Below are 18,204 nucleotides of genomic sequence, written 5' to 3'. Positions count from 1 at the left end.
TTTCTGACCTTGGCCGCCGCCCTCACCTGCTACAAGAGACTCACCAAGTGAGACACGCTCTAAGACCACCTTCATCGAGGACCTGGGACTGCAGAGCATCGAGTTCATCGCGCTCGCAGAGCGGGTGCAGCGCCGTTATGGTGACCACGTCGACTTCGTCGAGTTCTTCGCCGGCCTGGGCATGGACCAGCTCAGGACCGTGACAGTTGGTGAGCTGGTATCGCACATCGAGTCCTGCCTACGCCAGGCCGAAGGTGGTTCCGCGTACGTCGCGCCGGCCACGCACGGCTTCCCCCCTGGTGATAAGACCGGCTCGGACACCACCGCCCGTGCATGAGCGGGGTGGGCTATCGGAGACGACCATGGCCGAAGTGACCGTACGCGGAATCCGGTTTCACATCCAAACACTCGATCCCCCGGGGGCGCACCTACAAGACCGCCCCTGTGCGGCACCCAATCATGCGGGAGCGTTCCCTGCAAAGGGGCCACCGGTGGTGGTGTTCGTGCACGGGCTCTGCGGGAATCTGTCCACCTTCTACTACTCGGTCGCCATGCCGGTCACCGTCGCGGGTGCGCGCACCGTGCTGTATGACATGCGTGGCCACGGCCGGTCGGAACGTACCCGCACCGGTTACACAACAGCCGACTCCGTCGCCGATCTCTTTGCCATCTTGGACGCGCTCGGCCATAGCCACCCTGTGTACCTGGTGGCCTACAGTTTCAGCGGTGTAATTGCACTGAACGCCGCGCTGAGACGCCCCGAGCGTATCGCGGGAATGGTGCTGATCGACGCATACGGTCCGGGCGAGTGTGCTGGCGAGTCGACCACGGAGTGGACCGAGAAGGTACTGAACGCCCTCAGCCTCACCGCGCTGGGGCTGGAGTACGGACGAATCGCCAACCAACGCTGTAGGCGGTGGATGCGCGCGTGGATGGCTGGTCTCGACGCCCTTATCAACGGCACCAGCCTTCTGGACGATCTGGCTACCATAAAGCTGATCCGGCCCGCCCAACTGGCGGCGGTGGCCTGTCCGGTTCTTGCGGTGTACGGCGAGCACTCCGACGTCATCGAGGCGAGGGAACTGCTGGTGCAGCACGTGCCGGACTGCACATTGCACGTCATGGCGGGATGCGCTCACTTCATCCTGCGCGACAGCGCCCGGGAGCTTCTCGATGTGATGCTCCCCTGGCTTGCTCAGCACACAGGAAACGCAGTACCAGTCGTTTCATGAGCGTCATTCTCTTTGGGTGTTGCCAGTAACCCAGTATGCGAACCTTGTTGTGGCCATGGTCGCCGAGCTGCTCTGGCGGCGATCAATCCGGCCGGGTGAAACACTCGCCGGGCTTCTAGTTGCTGCAGGAGCCTTCCATACGTTCTGCGTTGGGCCACCGGCGAGGAGGCAAGAAAATGGGGGTAAGCAGCACCATCGAGGGTTAAGACGCAAGTAGGGAGGACGCTCGTGGTCGTTGAGCAGAGCGTGGTGGATCTGCAGTCCGCGGTTAACGGGGTACGGTTCACCGCACGGATCTTCGAACATGCCTATGCCACCCTTCCCTCCGTGGTGTGCCGTGCTCCCACCGCCCTTGTCCTGCTGAGGAGCCCGGAACGTGCGCTCGCGGTAGCGCTGCCGTGGGGGGTTCTCGTCGCCGTCAGCGAGCACCCGCGCGGCCAGGCGGAGTTCTACTCCCGGAACCACTACACCGACCGCTTCACTATTGACCCGATCATGCTCGGCGAAACCACGGTCCCACCGTGGGCCGAACACAGCGCCCATGCGCTGGCCAACCGCGCCCTCCCCCGAGGCATCCGACTACTGACCCAACAAGAACTCCCCGCCGAGATGGACCTGCTGACAGGAGTGGAGACCTTCTGCGCGACCTCTCTCGCCGTGCAGGGTCTGTACGACGCGCACACCACCGTGTCACCGCCTCCCACGGATGATGAGGGAGATTGGCCGTTGGCGTCTGACCTGACGTATGTGGTGGTGCTGTGTGCCCGGGAGCGGCATGCGTTGCTGGTCGGTGGCGGGGGAGTGGAGCACATTCCCTGTGATCTTGCTGCGACGGGGCATCGCCTTCTCCTCATGGAGCTGGGGCTTTCCCAGACCGTTCCCTCGGGGGGTCGAGTGCATGAGGAGGTGATGGAGCGGGCCGCTCATGCAGTGCGGGCCGGGGACATGACCGTGCTGGGGGCGCTGCTCACGGAGGCCCATGTACCAGGTGTGGACGTGATGGAGCTGGCGCTGGACGCGGCGTCGGAGGCCGGGGCGCTGGGTGGACGGGCGGTCGGGCGGTGCGCGGTCGTGCTCGTGCCCACCGCAACCGTGCCCAGGGTCCGGGCCGTGGTCATGGCCAAGTTGGCGGGCGTGGCACGCCGCCCGCCGCGCTTCCTGACCGTCACCCCAGCCGCCGGAACCCGCCGAGTCGGCTGAACCCGCCTGGGTTGTGGTTCAACGCGCTCTTTCGAGCGGAAGGAGTAAGCGATGTCGGTCACGGCAGCCCAACGCCGTTTATCCCCCAACGAGGTGTCCGGTGCTGGGCCAACAGTGGTGGGTTCCCATTTCCGGGGGGTCGTAGACCCACGGTTGCTGGAACGTGCGCTCACGATGTTGACAAGTAAGCATGCGTTGCTACGGACTCGTATCGTGCGCGACAGGCGCCGCTACCTGGTGCGTGTGATCGATGATTTCACACCGGAACTGGTGGTACGCCACAACGACACCGATCCGTTCCTGACACTGGCAAATGAACCCTGGCGGGCGGAACGGTCGGTGTTCCGGGCCGTGCTCAGTCTGGACAATCGCATCAACGGTCATGTGCAGGGACCAGGCGGCACCCTGTTACTGGCAATTGATCACGCTGTCACCGATGGGCGTTCCAAACAGGCCATGCTCGAGGAGCTGTGGGATCACTACACCACGTTGGCCTCCGGTGGCGACCTCCGGCCCAGGCGCAGCAACGACCTGGGAAATCCTACTGAGACACGACTGGCGGGACGATTCAGTGCGCAGGACCTGGCCACGTTCACTGCGGACTTCGAGGACCGCCTCGCTCGGGTCGAGCCGGCGGCACTGCCCACCGCCGCTGCCCCGGACCTCAACCAGACTCCCACCTTCGGGTTGATCCCTATCCCACTCGACCGGGACCAGACCACCTCGCTCGTCGCCACCGCTCGCGCCAGCGGGTTCTCCGTCCACGCGATGCTCAGTGGGGCGATCCTGGTCGCATTCCGCAAACACCTGACACCCTCGACCGGGCGGCTTCACCTGGCCGAGCTCGTGCCGATTGACCTCCGGCCACGGCTCACGCCACCTCTGGCCGCCAACACCCTTACCCAATGCGTTTCCATGATTACGGTCGGAGGGGCCGTGACCGAGCAGGATGACCCGCTCACAGTGGGACGCATGATCGCAGGTGAACTCAACCACGCCATAGAGTCCGACGAGATCCTGAAGATGGTGCTACTGCCGCGATCCTGGCCACTGTTCTTCATGTTCAAACGAACCAACGTGGCGACAGTCCTGGTGTCCAACTTGGGCGTGGTACCGAAACCGGTGACTCCCAGCGCGGTGCACATCACCTCGGTCCGTAACTTCGCCCTGCCGAGGGGCCCGCTCCCGGCCATCTTCGTGCGGACCATGGATGGTCGGCTTAGCGGTGACCTGGTCTACAACCACGCCTACTTCACCGACGACCAAATGACACAGCTGGCCAATGACATCGAGGCCAACCTGACCTCCGTCAGTCCGGACGGGCTCGCGGATGCCATGGCGTCAACAACCGGATAATGCCTCGGTGTTGGTTGGGTACAACCTCGCCCGGACCGTCCTGGGGCCGCGTTGCTTCAAAGGATCTTGGCGGTGCAACCGCTGACCGGCGGCTCGTCGAGCCTGTTCGAAGGGTCCGTCGTTCGGTGCCCTGTGACGGCGACAACGGTATCCCGTGGTGTCAGGGAGCAGCTTGGTTGTCCATCGAATCCGTGCGCTGGGCTCAGTGCGCTGGGCCACTGTAAGGGGGCACAGGGAGCTGGAGTGCCGTGGACTCGGCGGCTGCCCGAGCCGTGCCGCCCAATCTGACCTGGGTATTCGCGGATGGAAGGTGCTGTGAGGGGTGTGACGCGTGTCCGCTGTGCGGCGCGGTTGCCCGCCCGATGTCTGCCGTATCGTTCCTTTCAGGTCGCCGTCTGCGCGTGAGTGCACCCGGGACCTGTGCCTCACGACCATCCGAACAGGAGTGATCTGTCCGTGTCCTCGTCCGCCCCGGCTCCGGCCTCTCCGCGACCTGTTCGCGTGCTGCTGGTGGAGGACGATGACCTGATGCGCCGGTCCTTCACCGTCGCCCTCGAGCGCTACGGCTACCAGCTGAAGGCCACGGCCGACGGGCTGACGGGGCTGGAGCTCTTCCGCGACGAAGGCTTCGACCTGCTGATTCTGGATGTGATGCTGCCCGGTCTGGACGGGATCGGTCTGTGCCGCAGGGTCCGGGAGACCAGCTTGGTGCCGGTTTTGATGATGTCCGCCCGCGGCGACGGGCTCGATGTCGTCGCCGGTCTGGAAGCCGGGGCGGACGACTACGTGGTCAAGCCCGTGGACACCTATGTGCTCGTGGCACGCATCCGTTCGCTGCTGCGGCGGGCGACCTACGCGCCCGCCCCAGGGCCCGGGCGGGCCACGGGCGACAAGCCACCACCGTCCGAGGGGGAGTTGTTGGTCTTCGGGGATCTGGCCATCGACACCGGCGGCATGGAGGTGTTCGTCTCCGGAAGCCCGGTGGCACTGACCCCGACCGAACTTAAGCTGCTGCTGGAGTTCGCCGCCCACCCGGGCATCGTGCTGGAGCGGCACACCCTGCTGCGGAACGTGTGGGAGTACGGCTGGGACGGCGACAGCCGGGTCGTGGACCTGTGTGTGCAGCGGCTGCGCAGGAAGCTGGGCCGGGATCGGATCGAGACGGTCCGCGGCTTCGGCTACAAGCTCAGGCGCTGAGGCCGGTGCGCCCGGTCCATCGGCCGCGGTTGGCCCGCGTGCCCCTGCGCTGGAAGATCGCCGCGCTGGCCGCGTCCACGGCTTGCCTGGTCGCGGCGGCGGTGGGCCTGCTGGTGCACGTGTGGACCGCGCAGGACATCCGGAGCCGGGCCGAAGCACAGGCCTTCAACAGTCTGTATTCGGCCATGAACGCTTACCGGCGCACCGGAACTCTCACGGACGGTGCCGAGCTCGATCCGGCCGAGCTGCCCGCCGCACTGCGGCACCCGGCCGACGGCGACCGGCATACGGCCTACGACGGGCGCGTCGACGGGAATCTGGGACCGAGCGTCTGGGCCGCCCAGTGGGTCGACGGTCCGGGCAGCCGGGTGCTGGCCGTTCAGGTCAACATGAGCCCGGAGCTCTACGGGCTGCACCGGCTCGACGTGAGCATGGCGGTGGCCTCGCTGGTCGCACTCGCGGCGGCCACGCCCCTGGCGGTCTACGGGGCCGGGCTGCTCGGCCGCCGGCTACGGCAGGTCTCTGAGACCGCGGGCCGGATCTGTGCCGGGGACCTGGATGCCCGAACCGGGCACACCAAGGGCCGCGACGAGGTGGCCGACATCGCCGCCACCGTCGACCTCATGGCCGACAGTCTGGGCCGACGGCTGCGCAGCGAGCGCCAGTTCACCGCGGACGTGGCCCACGAGCTGCGCACCCCCGTCGGCGGTCTGCTGGCCGCCGCCGACCTGCTGCCGCCCGGTGAGACGGAGGATCTGCTCCGGGCCCGGGTGCGCGATCTGCGCGGCCTGGTCGAGGACCTGCTGGAGATCTCCCGGCTGGACGCCGGCGCCGAACAGCCGGTCCGCGCCCATGTCCCGCTCGGCGCGGTCGTCTCCGAGGCCGTGGCGCGCACCGGCCTCGACACTGAGGTCACCGTCGCCAACGCACAGCGCGCAGAGACCACGCAGACGGTGGAGACCGACCCGCGCCGCCTCGAACGGATCGTCAGCAACCTCGTCGTCAACGCCCACCGGCACGGGGGCACCCCGGTGCAGGTCACCGTCGAGGGCCGTACGGTCGTCGTGCGTGACCACGGCCCCGGCTTCCCCCGGGATCTGCTGCTCGACGGCCCGCGCCGCTTCCACACGGGCGCGAGAGAGCGCGGCTTGGGCCACGGCCTGGGCCTGACCATCGCCCTGGGCCAGGCCCGGCTCCTCGGCGCCGAGTTGCGCCTGGACAACGCCCCGGACGGCGGCGCCATCGCCACCCTGCGCCTGCCGAACTGACCGCCCGGCCCCCACAGAACTGCTACGAAGCGACCAGAACTGCTACAAGGCGGCGCGGACACCGATACACGGCGGCCCAGGCTCCGATACGTTCCCCGGACACCCTTCGACGTGCACCCGATGGCACCCGAAGAGGAGTCCCCGTGACCGCCGAATCCCTTGACACGCTCACGCCGCACCCGACGATCGGGATCGCGGCCGCCACCACCGACCTGTCGAAGGTCTACGGCAGCGGCGACACCAGTGTCGTCGCCCTGGACCGTGTCAGCATCGCCTTCCGGGAGGGCGAATTCACCGCGATCATGGGCCCCTCCGGCAGCGGCAAGTCCACTCTGATGCACTGCGCCGCCGGGCTCGACTCGTTCAACTCCGGCTCCGTCCGCATCGGCACCACCGAACTGGGCACGCTCAACGACCGGCAGCTCACCCAGTTGCGCCGCGACCGGATCGGCTTCATCTTCCAGGCGTTCAACCTGATGCCGACGCTGACCGCGCTGGAGAACATCACGTTGCCGCTGACCATCGCCGGTCGCCGGCCGGATCGGCAGTGGCTGGACCGCGTGGTCACCATGGTCGGCCTCTCCGAGCGCCTTGACCACCGGCCCGGACAGCTGTCCGGCGGGCAGCAGCAGCGCGTCGCGGTGGCCCGGGCCCTGGTCTCCCGCCCCGCGATCATCTTCGGCGACGAGCCCACCGGCAACCTCGACTCCCGCGCCGGGGCCGAGGTCCTCGGCTTCCTGCGCGACTCGGTGCGCGAGCTGGGCCAGACCGTGGTCGTGGTCACCCACGACCCCGTCGCCGCCGGCTACGCCGACCGCGTGGTCTTCCTCGCCGACGGCCGCTTGGTCGACGAGATGGCACATCCCACCCCGGACCGGGTCCTGGACCGGATGAAGGCTTTCGACGCCCGCTCACGTACGAGCTGACCCGCCCGCACGTCGGCACCGAACCAGCCACCCGCGCGCATCCGTCGAGCCGGCATCCCAGGCCCCACGCACCTGCGTCGCACATCCCTGTACCCCCACGTCACCGAAAGCTCCCCATGCTGAGAACAGCCCTGCGCAACGTCCTCGCGCACAAGGCCCGTCTGGCCATGACCGTCCTCGCGGTCTGCCTGGGTGTCGCGTTCGTCTCCGGCACCCTTGTCTTCGCGGACTCCTCCACCGCGGCCTACCGCGCCGCCGCGTCGAAGAACTTCGCGGACATCGCGGTCACCGTGACTCCGAAGGACTCCCCACCGGGGGCCTTCGCGGACCAACACACCACCGTGCTCGACGACGCACTGGCGAGGAAACTGGCCGACCTACCCGGTGTCGCCGCCGTGCGCCCGTCGGCCGACGGCTCGGCCACCCTGAACGCAGCAGATGGCACTCCGCTTCGGGCCGGTAAGGCGTGGGCGAACCTGGCCGCCGCCTACGTACCGGGCAAGGACGGCAAGGACAGCCGCTACCCGCTGATCGAGGGCCACGCCCCACAGAACAGCGATGAACTCGCCGTGGACAGCGGCACCGCCGCGGCCGGCCGGTTCAGCCTCGGTGACAGGGTCACGCTGGCCACCGACGGCCCGGTCATGACGAAGCGGCTCGTGGGCATCGTCACCACCAAGGACACCCGGGTGACCGCCGGCGGCACCCTCGCCCTGTTCGACAAGGCGACCGCCCAGCGGCTGTTCGCGTCTCCCGGGCACTACACCAGCATCGATCTGTCCGCCGCTTCCGGCACCGACCAGGGCCAGCTCGCCGACCGGGTCACCGCCCAACTCCCCACCGGTCGGGCCGAGGCCACCAGCGGCGCCGCCCAGGCCGCCCAGCAGGCCACCTACGTCGACACCTTGACCCGGGGCTACACCAAGCTGCCCCTGGTCTTCGCCGGGGTCTCGCTCTTCATCGGCTCGTTCCTCATCGTCAACACCTTCACCATGCTCGTGACTCGGCGCACCCGCGAGATCGCTCTGCTGCGGGCGATCGGCGCCTCGCGCCGCCAGATGGTCCACTCCGTCCTCCTGGAGGCCCTGCTGCTGGGCGTCGCCGCATCGGCCGCCGGTTTCCTGCTCGGCCTCGGCATCGCCTCCGTACTACCTGACGTCTTGAGCACCGGTGGGGACACGCTGCCCGATGGGCCGCTGGTGATCGGCCCTCGCTCTGTCGTGGCGGCGCTCGGCGTGGGCGTGGGTGTCACCGTGCTGGCCGCGTGGCTGCCCTCCCGCAGGGCGGCGAAGGTCGCGCCCATCGAGGCGATGCGCTCGGCCGAGCAACCGCCCTCCGCCACCCGATCCCGGATCCGTGCCACGATGGGGCTGGGCCTTGCCGTCCTCGGCGCCGGTCTGCTGGTGTCGCTCACGGGGGCGAAGGACGCCTCGGTGGCGAACCTGCAGAGCGCGATGCTCGGCTGCGCCGCCCTCGTCGTCGCCATGATCATGCTGGCGCCGCTTCTCGCCACCCCCGTGATCCGGCTGACCGGACGACTGACCGACCGCTTCGGGATCACCGGCCATCTCGCCCGGGAGAACGCGCTGCGTGACCCGCGGCGCACCGCGGCCACCGCTTCCGCACTGATGATCAGCACGGCGCTGGTCGCCGGGCTCGCCGTCATCGGGAACTCCACCGGGCAGGCTCTCGACCGCCAGGCCGCGGCCGGCCTCGGCGCCGACTACGTGATCAGCACCCGCGACATCACCAGCGGCATCGACCCGGCTGCCCTACCGCGGGTGGCCGACACCTCCGGAGTGCGGACCGCGACCGCCGTCGCGGACTCCGTCCTGCTCACCGGCGGCCATGTCCGGCAGATCTCCGGCATCGACCCCGACACCGTGAACGCGGCCATGAAGCTCGACTTCGTCAGCGGCTCCCTGACCGACCTCGGACCGGGCCGGATCGCCGTCTCCAGCACCCTCGCCCGGGAACACGGCTTGAGCGCGGGCGGCCAGCTTAACGCCCGCATGGGTCGCAACCAGGACTTCAAGCAGTACACCGTCGTCGGCGTCTACAAGGACAACCCCATCGCCCACGACGCGCTGGGCGCCCGTACCGAGGTGCAGCAGAACAGTTTCAAGCCCGGCTCCGTCCAACGGATCCTCGTCCGCACCGACAGCAGCGCGGTCTCGAAGACCACCGAGGACCGACTGCGCACCGCCGTGGGCAACAGCCCGCTGCTGCAGGTGCAGGACCGGGAGGAACTCGTCCACGAGGCCGCCGGCACCATGAGCACCCTGCTGACCCTGATGTACGGGCTGCTCGCCATCGGCGTCGTGATCGCCGCGCTCGGCATCGTGAACACGCTGGCGATGTCGGTCTCGGAACGCACCCGCGAGATCGGCGTACTGCGCGCCATCGGCATGGACCGCACCGGTATTCGGCGGATGATCCGCCTGGAGTCGGTGACTGTCGCCGCCTTCGGCACACTGCTGGGTCTGGCAGGCGGGCTGTTCGGGGCCTGGACGGTCGGCGCGCTGGCCAACGGCGCACTACCGCAATACTCCCTGGCGCTGCCCTGGGGGACGCTGCTCCTCGTGTGCCTGGTGTCCCTCACGATCGGCGTGGTCGCGGCCGCCGTCCCGGCCCGCCGGGCAGCCGCCCTGAGCCCGCTGGAAGCCGTCGCGGAGACGTGACGCACGGCCCCCGGCCGGCGCGCCACCATCGGGACCTCACTGTCGATCTCTCCAACGAACGACGGTGAGGCCCAGCAAAACAGAGGCGGGTTCCGGCATCGCCGTGCCGGGACCCGCCGTCTACATCCCACCCGCCCAGTGCGAGCGCTGATTAGCTAGGTCGCTGGTTTCGGCCATGTGTTCCGGGTCGCTGTCGCCGTACCCGGGCCTGCGGGGGCCTGGCCCGGGGCGAAATGATCCTGGGCTGGGCCGGGATGCGCCTGGCGCTCAGCTCGACCAGCTGGCGAACATGCCTGGCTGGTAGGAACCCCCCTGCTGGTGCACGATCACGGCGAGCCGGTTGGCCGCGTTGATCAGGGCGACCAGGGAGACCAGCGCGGCGATCTGGTCGTCGTCGTAGTGCTTGCGTACCTGGGCCCAGGTCTGGTCGGACACGCCGTGGTGGGCGTCGGCGAGCCGGGTGCCCTCTTCGGCGAGTGCCAGCGCGGCCTGCTCGGCCTCGGTGAACACGGTGGACTCGCGCCAGGCGGCGACCAGGTTGAGCCGGACCGCGGTTTCGCCGGCGGCTGCGGCCTCCTTGGTGTGCATGTCGATGCACCAACCGCAGCCGTTGATCTGGCTGGCGCGCAGCGACACCAGTTCCTGCGTGGACTTTGGCAGCGGCGACTGGTGGATCACCAGGGCGGCGTTGGCGAACCGCGTGAAGAACGTGGCGGCAAGGTCGTTACCGAACATGTTGAATCGGGCTTCCATGACGTCCTCCTCACTCATGGTGTTGCACTGAACGAACACCAGATGCCGGTGATCCGATCCCTGTGACAGCGTGGTGACGTGACGCGCGCCACAGGTGGTCGCCGGCGGTGCGTTGGTTGCCGCCGTGCTGCTGGGAGCTGCCGGGAGTCTTGTGCTCGCTGGCACGGGCGGAACCGGTGCCCAGGCCCCGAACCACGTGGACATCGGGTTTGCCCAGGACATGACCGTGCACCACCAACAGGCGGTGACCACGGCCAACTGGGTCCGCGACCACAGCACCGACCGCCCGCTGCGGGAACTGACCTTCGACATCGAGCACGGCCAGACCGAGCAGATCGGCCGGGTGCAGGCATGGCTGCGCCTGTGGTCCCAGGCCGCACTCCCCACCACGGGCCACATGACCTGGATGAAACCGCAGACTCCGCACGCGCCCTCCGACCCAGCCCACCCTAGTCGCTCGATGCCCGGCATGGCCACCACCGAGGAACTAAACCGGATGCGCTCACTGTCCGGACGCGATCTCGACATCTACTTCTTGCAACTGATGATCCGACACCACCAGGGTGGGGAACCCATGATGCGAGCGGCCCAGGATCGCGCCGCCATCGGCGAAGTCCGCAACCTCGCCGGCCAGATGCTCACCGCACAGACCGCGGAAGTGGAGGCGATGACTGCGATGCTCACCGAGAGAGGCGCCGAACCCCTGCCCCCACCCCACTAACACGCCACCCCCGGGGACACGGGCCGGCACCAATCAAGGCCGGCTTCGGCCACGCCCCAAGAGTTTTCCGCCACGTTGGGACGAGATGGCAGCCGTCCCGGCAGTCCGGCGCAGCGGGCCTCAAGGTGATCACGCCGTCCCGCACACCCGGTGATGGCCCCGAACTGCCGGAGCGCAAGGAGGACCTCAACCCCATCCACCGCACGGTCCGTGCTCGGGTCGAACACACTCTGGCCCGGACGACATGCAGGAAGATCCTGCGAGATGACCACCGAGCGGCCCGTACACTCGCCGACGCCGTCTCCGGGATCGCTCATCTGCGCCACATCCACCTCCTCGGCTTACCACCACACTCACCCCACCTTCCCCCATCGTCGGCTACCGCATTCGGCGACCACCGAGTCTGCGGCCTCTCCTGCGCCACCCCACCCAACGCCTCCTCACCCACCTCCCCTCCGCCTCTGAATGGGGAACTCACGGGGGCGGCGAAATCGATCGCCGCAGCGGACGGGCGCTGCTAGCTTGCGGTCGTGGATCTCTTCTCACGCTCGTGGACGGCGTTGCGCACGGCGGTCGCCGAACTTTCGGACGAGGACTTCGCGCAGCCGTCCGGCTGTACCGGCTGGCTCGTGCGGGACCTGGTGTGCCACCTGGTCATCGACGCTCAGGACGTCCTGATCACCCTCGTGACGCCCGCCGAAACGGAACCGACCCGGGACGCGGTGACCTACTGGGACGTCGCCGCAACGCCGCCCACCGGTGACGACCCGCTCGACGCGCTGATCGTCCGGCTGGCCGCCGCCTACGAACAGCCGCGGCTGCTCAAGTTCCACCTCGACGACGTCGGCTCCGCCGCCGGCCGCGCCGCCGAACTCGCCGACCCGGGCCTGCGGGTCAGCACGCGCGGAGAGGTCCTCACCGCGGGCGACTACCTGTCCGCGTACGTCCTGGAGTGGACGCTGCACCACCTCGACCTGGTCGCGCACCTGCCGGACGCCGCCGAGCCGCCCACGGAAGGGCTCGCCCGGTCACGCGAGATGCTGGAGAAGATCGCCGGAGCCACGTTCCCCGTGTCGTTCTCCGACAAGGACACACTGCTGGTGGGCACCGGACGCCGTGCCCCGACCGACGCGGAGAACACCGACCTTGGCGAGCTGGCCACGAAACTCCCACTCGTCCTCGGATGACCGTCCCACCAATCACAACACCAGCTACGAGCGCCCCTTAGCTTGACTCTGTCGGAGATCTTGAAGCTCTCGAGGTCAGCCGCTGACGGCGCGCCAGGACTTCAGGCGAGAGATTTCGCGCTGGTCCAAGTAGTTCTGGAATGCGGTCGGTGGCCGGGACGGGGGTGCTTCGTCGGCCGATGGCAGACCGCTGAGGCGCTCGATGTTCACGGCGATGGCCGTGAACACGTGCTGCAGGTGGGCCTCCGGGCTGTCCCCGGTAGCGGCAGCGGCGCATGCCGTGTCCATGGGCGAACTCGTTGACGGTGCCCTTCACTCCGGAGCGCACCGCGTAGCGGGCCTGCCAGTCCGACGTCTGCTGCTCGGTGCGGACGCGGACTTGCAGGTCGCGGAGTTCTTGCGGGGGAAAGCCCGCGTTCCGGGCGCTTTCGCGGGGGTGGTGCACTGGGGGCGGACCGGGCGGGGCTGGCATTGGCCCTTGGTGAACCGCGCCACGATCAGCGGGGCTGCGGTGGGCGAGGAGGTCGGGTAGGGGCCCGTGCCAGCCCTTGCTGACCTGGCCCTGGGGGCAGGTCACCTGTCGGCGGTCGAATTCGATGCGGAAGTCGGCCAGCACGCTGTGGTGCAAACCGGGATCGTCCAGCTCCATGGCCAGGGCGTATTTGAAGTCGATGCGGCAGCGGACCGCCTCGGCGGCCTGCCGGTCCGACAGGTCGAGCAGGAACTGCAGCACACAGATGGTGGCCAGCTGGGCGGGCGAGAGGCCCGGGCGCCCGTCGCGCGGGTACCAGTCGACGAAGTCCTCGTCGCACCACAGCCCGTCCAGCCGGTCTCCCGCACCCACATCGCCGTCGTACCACGTGGATTGCTGGCACGAGCCATCCGCGCGGTGAGTTCGGGGCTTCCACTGCAATCCGGGGACGAGCCGACACCTGACCACCTCGGGGGAATGATCGACTTCCCCAGTCCTCGGTAGCTTGTCGGTTACCTACCGGTCACTTTTCGCGGCGCGCCTGCGATCCCCAAGATCCCCGACAAAGCCAAGCTAGACGCCGCTCAGGCGATGTCACACTGTCAGGTGGGTGACAGCCTCGCGTGCCCGCAACGCCCACGTCTGGTTAGCTCCCCGGTGTGGACTACGATCTCCTCGTCCTCGGGGGCGGTGCCGCCGGGCTGGCCGCCGCGCAGGCCGGAGTCGACGCGGGAGCATCGGTTCTGCTGGTGAGCGAGGGCGAGCTTGGCGGCGACTGCACCTTCACCGGATGCGTGCCATCGAAGACGCTGATCGAGGCCGCAGCGGCGGGGGCGTCGTTCGCCGAGGCGATGTCGCGGGTGCGGGCAACGGTCGCTCGGATCGCAGCCACCGAGGATGAGTCCGTCCTCCGCAGACGCGGTATCAACGTGATGCGGGGGCGCGCCCGCATCGTCAGCCGCGACACCATCGACGTCGATGGCCGTCGGGTTCGTGGTCGACGGATCGTGATCGCCACCGGTGCCACTCCGGTCGTGCCACCCCTCGACGGACTCGCCGCCACCCCCTACCTGACCACCGAGACCGTCTTCGACCTGACGGAACCACCGGAGTCACTGGCCATCCTCGGTGGTGGCGCGGTGGGCTGCGAGTTGGCGCAGGCGTTCGCCCGAATCGGCGTCGCGGTGTCCATTGTGGAGGCCATGGACCGGTTGCTGCCAGGCGTCGAGCCGGAAGCCTCCGCACTGCTTGCCGAGATCTTCGACGCTGAGGGCGTCGCCGTGCACGCCGCAGCGCGGGCTCATACGGTCCAGGCGCGGGATGGCCAAGTGGTGCTGCACATCGACTCCGGGAAGGTCGTTTCGGCGCAGCGGCTGCTCGTCGCGGTCGGACGGAGTCCGTGTACGGGCGGCCTGGGGCTGGACGCCGTTGGGGTAAAGACCGACGAACGCGGCTTCGTCGTTGTGGACAGGCACATGCGCACCACGGCCGACCAGATCTCTGCGGCCGGGGATGTCACTGGCCTGTTCCCACACACCCACGCGGCCTACGGGATGGGCAGGGTTGCGGTACGCGCTGCGCTGCGCCGGCGTCGACCGCCATCCTTCGACGCCACGGCGATTCCCCAAGTGGTGTTCACCGCACCGGAGATCGCCAGCGTAGGCGTGGTTGAGTCCGACGTCGCCGACGATCGGGCTCGGGTGGCGTTCCTGCCGCTGTCCGAGGTGGACCGGGCGATCACCGCCGACCGCACGACAGGGTTCGTCAAGCTTCTCGCCGGGCCACGCCCACTGCTGCGCAACCTGGGGGGCGGACGGGTACTGGGTGCAACGATCATGGCCGATCGTGCGGGTGAGCTCGTCCACGAACCGGCCTTGGCCATGCGCACCAGGATGTTCACCGGACGGCTCGCGCAGACCGTGCACGCCTATCCCACCTGGTCGCTCGCCATCCAGCAGGCAACCGCACAGTTCTTCGGTGCCTACGGGGGACGCACCGCACGGCCGGCCCATCCCCGTGACGAGATCTGATCGTCGTGCCCAGACATCCCCTGGTCATCGCCTTCGACGTTATAGAGACACTGTTCCCCTGGAAATCGCTCGGAGAACGACTCCAACAAGTCGGCCAGCCCCCAGACGCGGTGGGCCGCTACCTGGGTGCCAACCGCCCCGGCGGCCATCACACCGCCTTGAAGGCGGTCGGGCGTGACACTACTGAGAGCGGCATCGTTACGTTTGATCATCCTAAGATGATCAAACGTCAGATGTTCGGCTGTGCCGCGTCACTGGCAGGTCGAGGCACGTTCGGGCTGGCGACAAGTCACGTGCGCGAGTCCGGCGAGGGGTCGGGGATCAGCGGGTGCGGCGGCGGCCGGAGCGTGTGGCGGCGGAGAAGGCCGCGACACCGGATTGGTGGTTCGGTGTCTGGGTGGCGGTGGACCCGCCACGACGCGATCCCGACTTGGCCTTGGGCTTCGGTTCGGTCTGGGTGGAAACACGCGCCCTGTCGCCACGGCCCCGGCGTGGCCGGGTGGACCGAGGTTGCGTGGTGGGCGGCGGGGTGAAGGTGCGTTCACCGGGAGCGAGTTCGGCCAGCAGCGGATGCCCGGCGCCGAGTTTCGTCGTCGTGGGGGTGATGCCGGCCCTGCGGGTCAGGTCACGCACATCGGCGCGCTGATCGTCGGTCATCAGCGTGACCACGGTGCCACGTGCCCCCGCCCTGGCGGTCCGGCCCGAGCGGTGTAGGTAGGCCTTGTGTTCGACGGGTGGGTCGGCGTGGACGACCAGCGTGACGTCGTCGACATGGATCCCGCGTGCGGCGATGTCGGTGGCCACCAGGACCGTCGCGGTGCCGGTGGCGAAGGCGTTGAGGTTGCGGGTCCGGGCGGTCTGACCGAGGTTGCCGTGCAGCTCCACGGCGCAGACGCCGGAAGCGACGAGTTGGCGGGTCAGCGTCTTGGCCCGGTGCTTGGTCCGGGTGAACACCAGCGTGCGCCCCGGCACCGACGCGAGATCGACCAAGACCGGGAGCCGCTGGTCGGGTCGGACGTGCAGCACGTGATGCCGCATCGCCGCGACCGGGGACCGATCGGAATCAACACTGTGCGTGACCGGGTCGGTCATGAACCGCCGCACCAGCACGTCGACTCCGGCGTCCAGCGTCGCCGAGAACAGCAGCCGCTGACCGCCCGGCGGAGTCTGTGCGAGCAGCCGCCCGACCACCGGCAGGAAGCCGAGGTCGGCCATGTGGTCGGCCTCGTCCAACACGGTGATCTCGACGGCGTCGAGGCGCACGTGACCGGACTCGAGATGGTCGGCGAGCCGGCCGGGGCAGGCCACCACGACATCGACGCCCGCCCGCAGGCCGGAGATCTGCGGTCCGGCGCTCACCCCACCGAACACGGTCAGGGTGCGCAGCGACAGCGCCGTACCCAGCGGGCTTATCGCCGCCTCGATCTGGCTGGCGAGTTCACGGGTCGGCGCCAGGATCAACGCGCGCGGGCGGCCCGGCCTGCGCCGGGTGGTACTCGCGGCAAGCCGGGCCAGGACCGGCAGGACGAACGCATAGGTCTTGCCTGATCCGGTGCGCCCACGACCGAGCACGTCCAGACCGGCCAGCGACGAGGGCAGCGTCGCCGCCTGGATCGGGAAGGGCCGGTCAATGCCCTGGTCAGCGAGTGCCTCGGCGAGCGCGACAGGCACACCGAGCTCGACGAAGGACAAGGACGAGGTGGCAGGGGCAGAAGAGGTGTGCAGGGGGCGGCTGACCGCCATAAATTCTCCGAGAGGTAGCAGGGTCGTCCTGCCCGGCGCAGATCCAATGACGGACCGCGGCGCGTGGTGGCCGACATAAGACGCGGCCCACGGCAGAACTGAGCAGGCCGTATCCTGGATACTACCCGAACTGACCCACCCGTGTCCGGCCGCAGTGCGCCACCCCACCCTCACACCGAAGCCCCGACGCTCCCACCACAGCCCACCAGTCGGGGCCAACACTCGGATCTGGTCCATATTTCGTAAGCGGGGCCAGAACCCACAACCCACGTGTGAAGTCAGACACCCCTGCGCGAAGAAGTTCTCGACCATCGCAACCCGACCGGCGACCACCTTTTCAGCGACTTCGCACTGCCAGGCCGATGAGGCCGCACCTGATGCTCCACCGTGGCGGTAGGGCCATGGAACGCAAACCGCAACACCTTCACGGCCTCAGCCGCGATCGGCGCCTACAGACAGTGCGGCGCGGACGATCGATCCACCCCTCAGCTCGTTCTGATCCTGCTGACGAACCGCGGCCATGGTCAGTGTCTTTCTCTTGGGAAGCCTGTTCCGGCACGACGGGGCGCCTGGCCCCTGGTGACGTCGTGCTGGCACTGATCACCTGCATGGGTGATCGAGTATGGCACCGCGGCTGAGCCTGGTCTTGATCGTCTCGAGGACGCCACGAACGGCCATCGAAAGCGCATCAGTGATGCCTGTTGAAGGGCCCAGGGCCTCGTCGAACAGACCTAAGCACGCATACCCGGCCCGAGTCCGGGGGCGGTCGTTCTGTCCACACTGGACACATTTGACGTGGACCACCAGCAGACGCTGATCCCGTTGTGCCCCCGGGGTTCGGTCGCCAGCGCGCTCTCGCGCCGTATTGTCCCGCGGGCGCGCGTTTCTAGCACACCAGGTTCTCCCGTCACAAGTCACGGAAGCCCGTGTCGCGGGCTGAACGAGGGAGTCGCCGCCGAGATCACAATCGGGATCATTCATAACCGGTGACCATAAGTGTCTGCTTGACGCGACATAACCGGCGCGGGCAAACTCGTCGTCGTCGCCACGCAATGGCGAAGTAATTATGTGCAGTAATCTCTGGAGAAAAGTGAGGTGAGCGCGATGCAGGAGCAGACTGCCTACGAGTCGCCGGCGCTGGTTGAGGTGGGCACCTTCGAGTGTGACACCCAGGGCTGGTGGGGTGCCAACTGGGACGGCCCGAGTGGAATGCGCGACTGACCCGCATTAACTGATCGGAGAGCACGGTGTTCGGCTGCGGCATGAAATGGTTCACGGTTTTTCCTGGCTGTGGGGCCGGTCCCGCCGCGGCCGAACTGCTGCGCTCGCAGGCCACCCACGTCGTTCGGCACAGCTCGGGGCGACCCTGGTTGATGGGGCATTGGTCGACGGATGAGGTGGTCACCGCTCATGCGGGAACGACCCGGGTGGCGGGGGG

At 68.3% G+C, this 18,204-nt stretch carries 15 protein-coding genes; 12 read left to right on the top strand and 3 right to left on the bottom strand.

Annotated features, from left to right (window positions below; genetic code table 11):
* The first annotated feature begins 124 nt into the window (after positions 1-124).
* From IEY55_RS28880 to IEY55_RS28845, 8 genes are all read left to right on the top strand, one after another.
* Entirely contained in the window at positions 125-337 is a 213-nt protein-coding gene (locus IEY55_RS28880) for a hypothetical protein (RefSeq protein ID WP_189061742.1), read from the top strand.
* A gap of 154 nt (positions 338-491) precedes the next feature.
* Positions 492-1,232 carry an alpha/beta fold hydrolase gene (locus IEY55_RS28875; protein WP_189061741.1) on the top strand — a complete coding sequence of 247 codons (741 nt, stop codon included), beginning with the start codon at positions 492-494 and terminating at the stop codon, positions 1,230-1,232.
* Between the two features lie 228 nt (positions 1,233-1,460).
* On the top strand, positions 1,461-2,432 hold the full coding sequence (locus IEY55_RS28870; RefSeq protein WP_189061740.1) for a hypothetical protein: 972 nt from the start codon (positions 1,461-1,463) through the stop codon (positions 2,430-2,432).
* A 153-nt stretch (positions 2,433-2,585) separates the two neighbouring features.
* The gene (locus IEY55_RS28865) at positions 2,586-3,788 is read left to right on the top strand and encodes a phthiocerol/phthiodiolone dimycocerosyl transferase family protein (RefSeq protein WP_189061739.1); all 1,203 of its coding nucleotides are present in this window, start codon (positions 2,586-2,588) and stop codon (positions 3,786-3,788) included.
* A gap of 510 nt (positions 3,789-4,298) precedes the next feature.
* Positions 4,299-4,985 (top strand): two-component system response regulator CseB, encoded by a 687-nt coding sequence (gene cseB, locus IEY55_RS28860; RefSeq protein ID WP_308424795.1) that lies wholly within the window; start codon positions 4,299-4,301, stop codon positions 4,983-4,985.
* 38 nt (positions 4,986-5,023) lie between these two features.
* Positions 5,024-6,253: a HAMP domain-containing sensor histidine kinase gene (locus IEY55_RS28855; RefSeq protein WP_189061737.1), complete on the top strand. Its 1,230-nt coding sequence runs from the start codon at positions 5,024-5,026 to the stop codon at positions 6,251-6,253.
* A gap of 143 nt (positions 6,254-6,396) precedes the next feature.
* Positions 6,397-7,179 (top strand): ABC transporter ATP-binding protein, encoded by a 783-nt coding sequence (locus IEY55_RS28850; protein ID WP_373290076.1) that lies wholly within the window; start codon positions 6,397-6,399, stop codon positions 7,177-7,179.
* A gap of 116 nt (positions 7,180-7,295) precedes the next feature.
* The gene (locus IEY55_RS28845; protein WP_189061736.1) at positions 7,296-9,860 is read left to right on the top strand and encodes an ABC transporter permease; all 2,565 of its coding nucleotides are present in this window, start codon (positions 7,296-7,298) and stop codon (positions 9,858-9,860) included.
* A gap of 267 nt (positions 9,861-10,127) precedes the next feature.
* On the opposite strand, the gene IEY55_RS28840 is transcribed toward IEY55_RS28845, so the two are convergent.
* Complete coding sequence (locus tag IEY55_RS28840) at positions 10,128-10,613, bottom strand: carboxymuconolactone decarboxylase family protein (protein ID WP_189061743.1); 486 nt, start codon at positions 10,611-10,613, stop codon at positions 10,128-10,130.
* Positions 10,614-10,764: 151 nt separating this feature from the next.
* On the opposite strand from IEY55_RS28840, the gene IEY55_RS28835 reads away from it, so the two are divergent.
* The gene (locus IEY55_RS28835; protein ID WP_229686857.1) at positions 10,765-11,334 is read left to right on the top strand and encodes a DUF305 domain-containing protein; all 570 of its coding nucleotides are present in this window, start codon (positions 10,765-10,767) and stop codon (positions 11,332-11,334) included.
* Positions 11,335-11,864: 530 nt separating this feature from the next.
* Entirely contained in the window at positions 11,865-12,521 is a 657-nt protein-coding gene (locus IEY55_RS28830) for a maleylpyruvate isomerase N-terminal domain-containing protein (RefSeq protein WP_189061734.1), read from the top strand.
* 37 nt (positions 12,522-12,558) lie between these two features.
* Here the strand turns inward: IEY55_RS28830 and IEY55_RS28825 are convergent, their stop codons facing one another.
* Positions 12,559-13,365, bottom strand: coding sequence for a transposase (locus IEY55_RS28825; RefSeq protein ID WP_229686856.1), 807 nt, complete (start codon positions 13,363-13,365; stop codon positions 12,559-12,561).
* Between the two features lie 287 nt (positions 13,366-13,652).
* Between IEY55_RS28825 and IEY55_RS28820 the strand changes: the two genes are divergently transcribed.
* Positions 13,653-15,023 (top strand): dihydrolipoyl dehydrogenase family protein, encoded by a 1,371-nt coding sequence (locus IEY55_RS28820; protein WP_189061733.1) that lies wholly within the window; start codon positions 13,653-13,655, stop codon positions 15,021-15,023.
* Positions 15,024-15,344: 321 nt separating this feature from the next.
* Here IEY55_RS28820 and IEY55_RS28815 read toward each other — a convergent pair whose 3' ends face one another.
* Positions 15,345-16,766, bottom strand: coding sequence for a DEAD/DEAH box helicase (locus IEY55_RS28815; protein WP_189061732.1), 1,422 nt, complete (start codon positions 16,764-16,766; stop codon positions 15,345-15,347).
* A 1,104-nt stretch (positions 16,767-17,870) separates the two neighbouring features.
* On the opposite strand from IEY55_RS28815, the gene IEY55_RS28810 reads away from it, so the two are divergent.
* Positions 17,871-17,987 (top strand): lasso RiPP family leader peptide-containing protein, encoded by a 117-nt coding sequence (locus tag IEY55_RS28810; protein WP_189061731.1) that lies wholly within the window; start codon positions 17,871-17,873, stop codon positions 17,985-17,987.
* Positions 17,988-18,204 lie beyond the last annotated feature (217 nt).

It is taken from the genome of Longimycelium tulufanense (assembly GCF_014645795.1).
GTDB classification, from domain to species: domain Bacteria; phylum Actinomycetota; class Actinomycetes; order Mycobacteriales; family Pseudonocardiaceae; genus Longimycelium; species Longimycelium tulufanense.
The sequence above is the reverse complement of the archived record's forward strand: the minus strand, read 5'-3'. Positions and strand labels throughout refer to the sequence as shown.

Coding starts and splice junctions, on each gene's coding strand:
- IEY55_RS28840 (WP_189061743.1), bottom strand. CDS start 10,613: ATGGAAGCCCGATTCAACATGTTCGGTAACGACCTTGCCGCCACGTTC.
- IEY55_RS28845 (WP_189061736.1), top strand. CDS start 7,296: ATGCTGAGAACAGCCCTGCGCAACGTCCTCGCGCACAAGGCCCGTCTG.
- IEY55_RS28815 (WP_189061732.1), bottom strand. CDS start 16,766: ATGGCGGTCAGCCGCCCCCTGCACACCTCTTCTGCCCCTGCCACCTCG.
- IEY55_RS28810 (WP_189061731.1), top strand. CDS start 17,871: ATGCAGGAGCAGACTGCCTACGAGTCGCCGGCGCTGGTTGAGGTGGGC.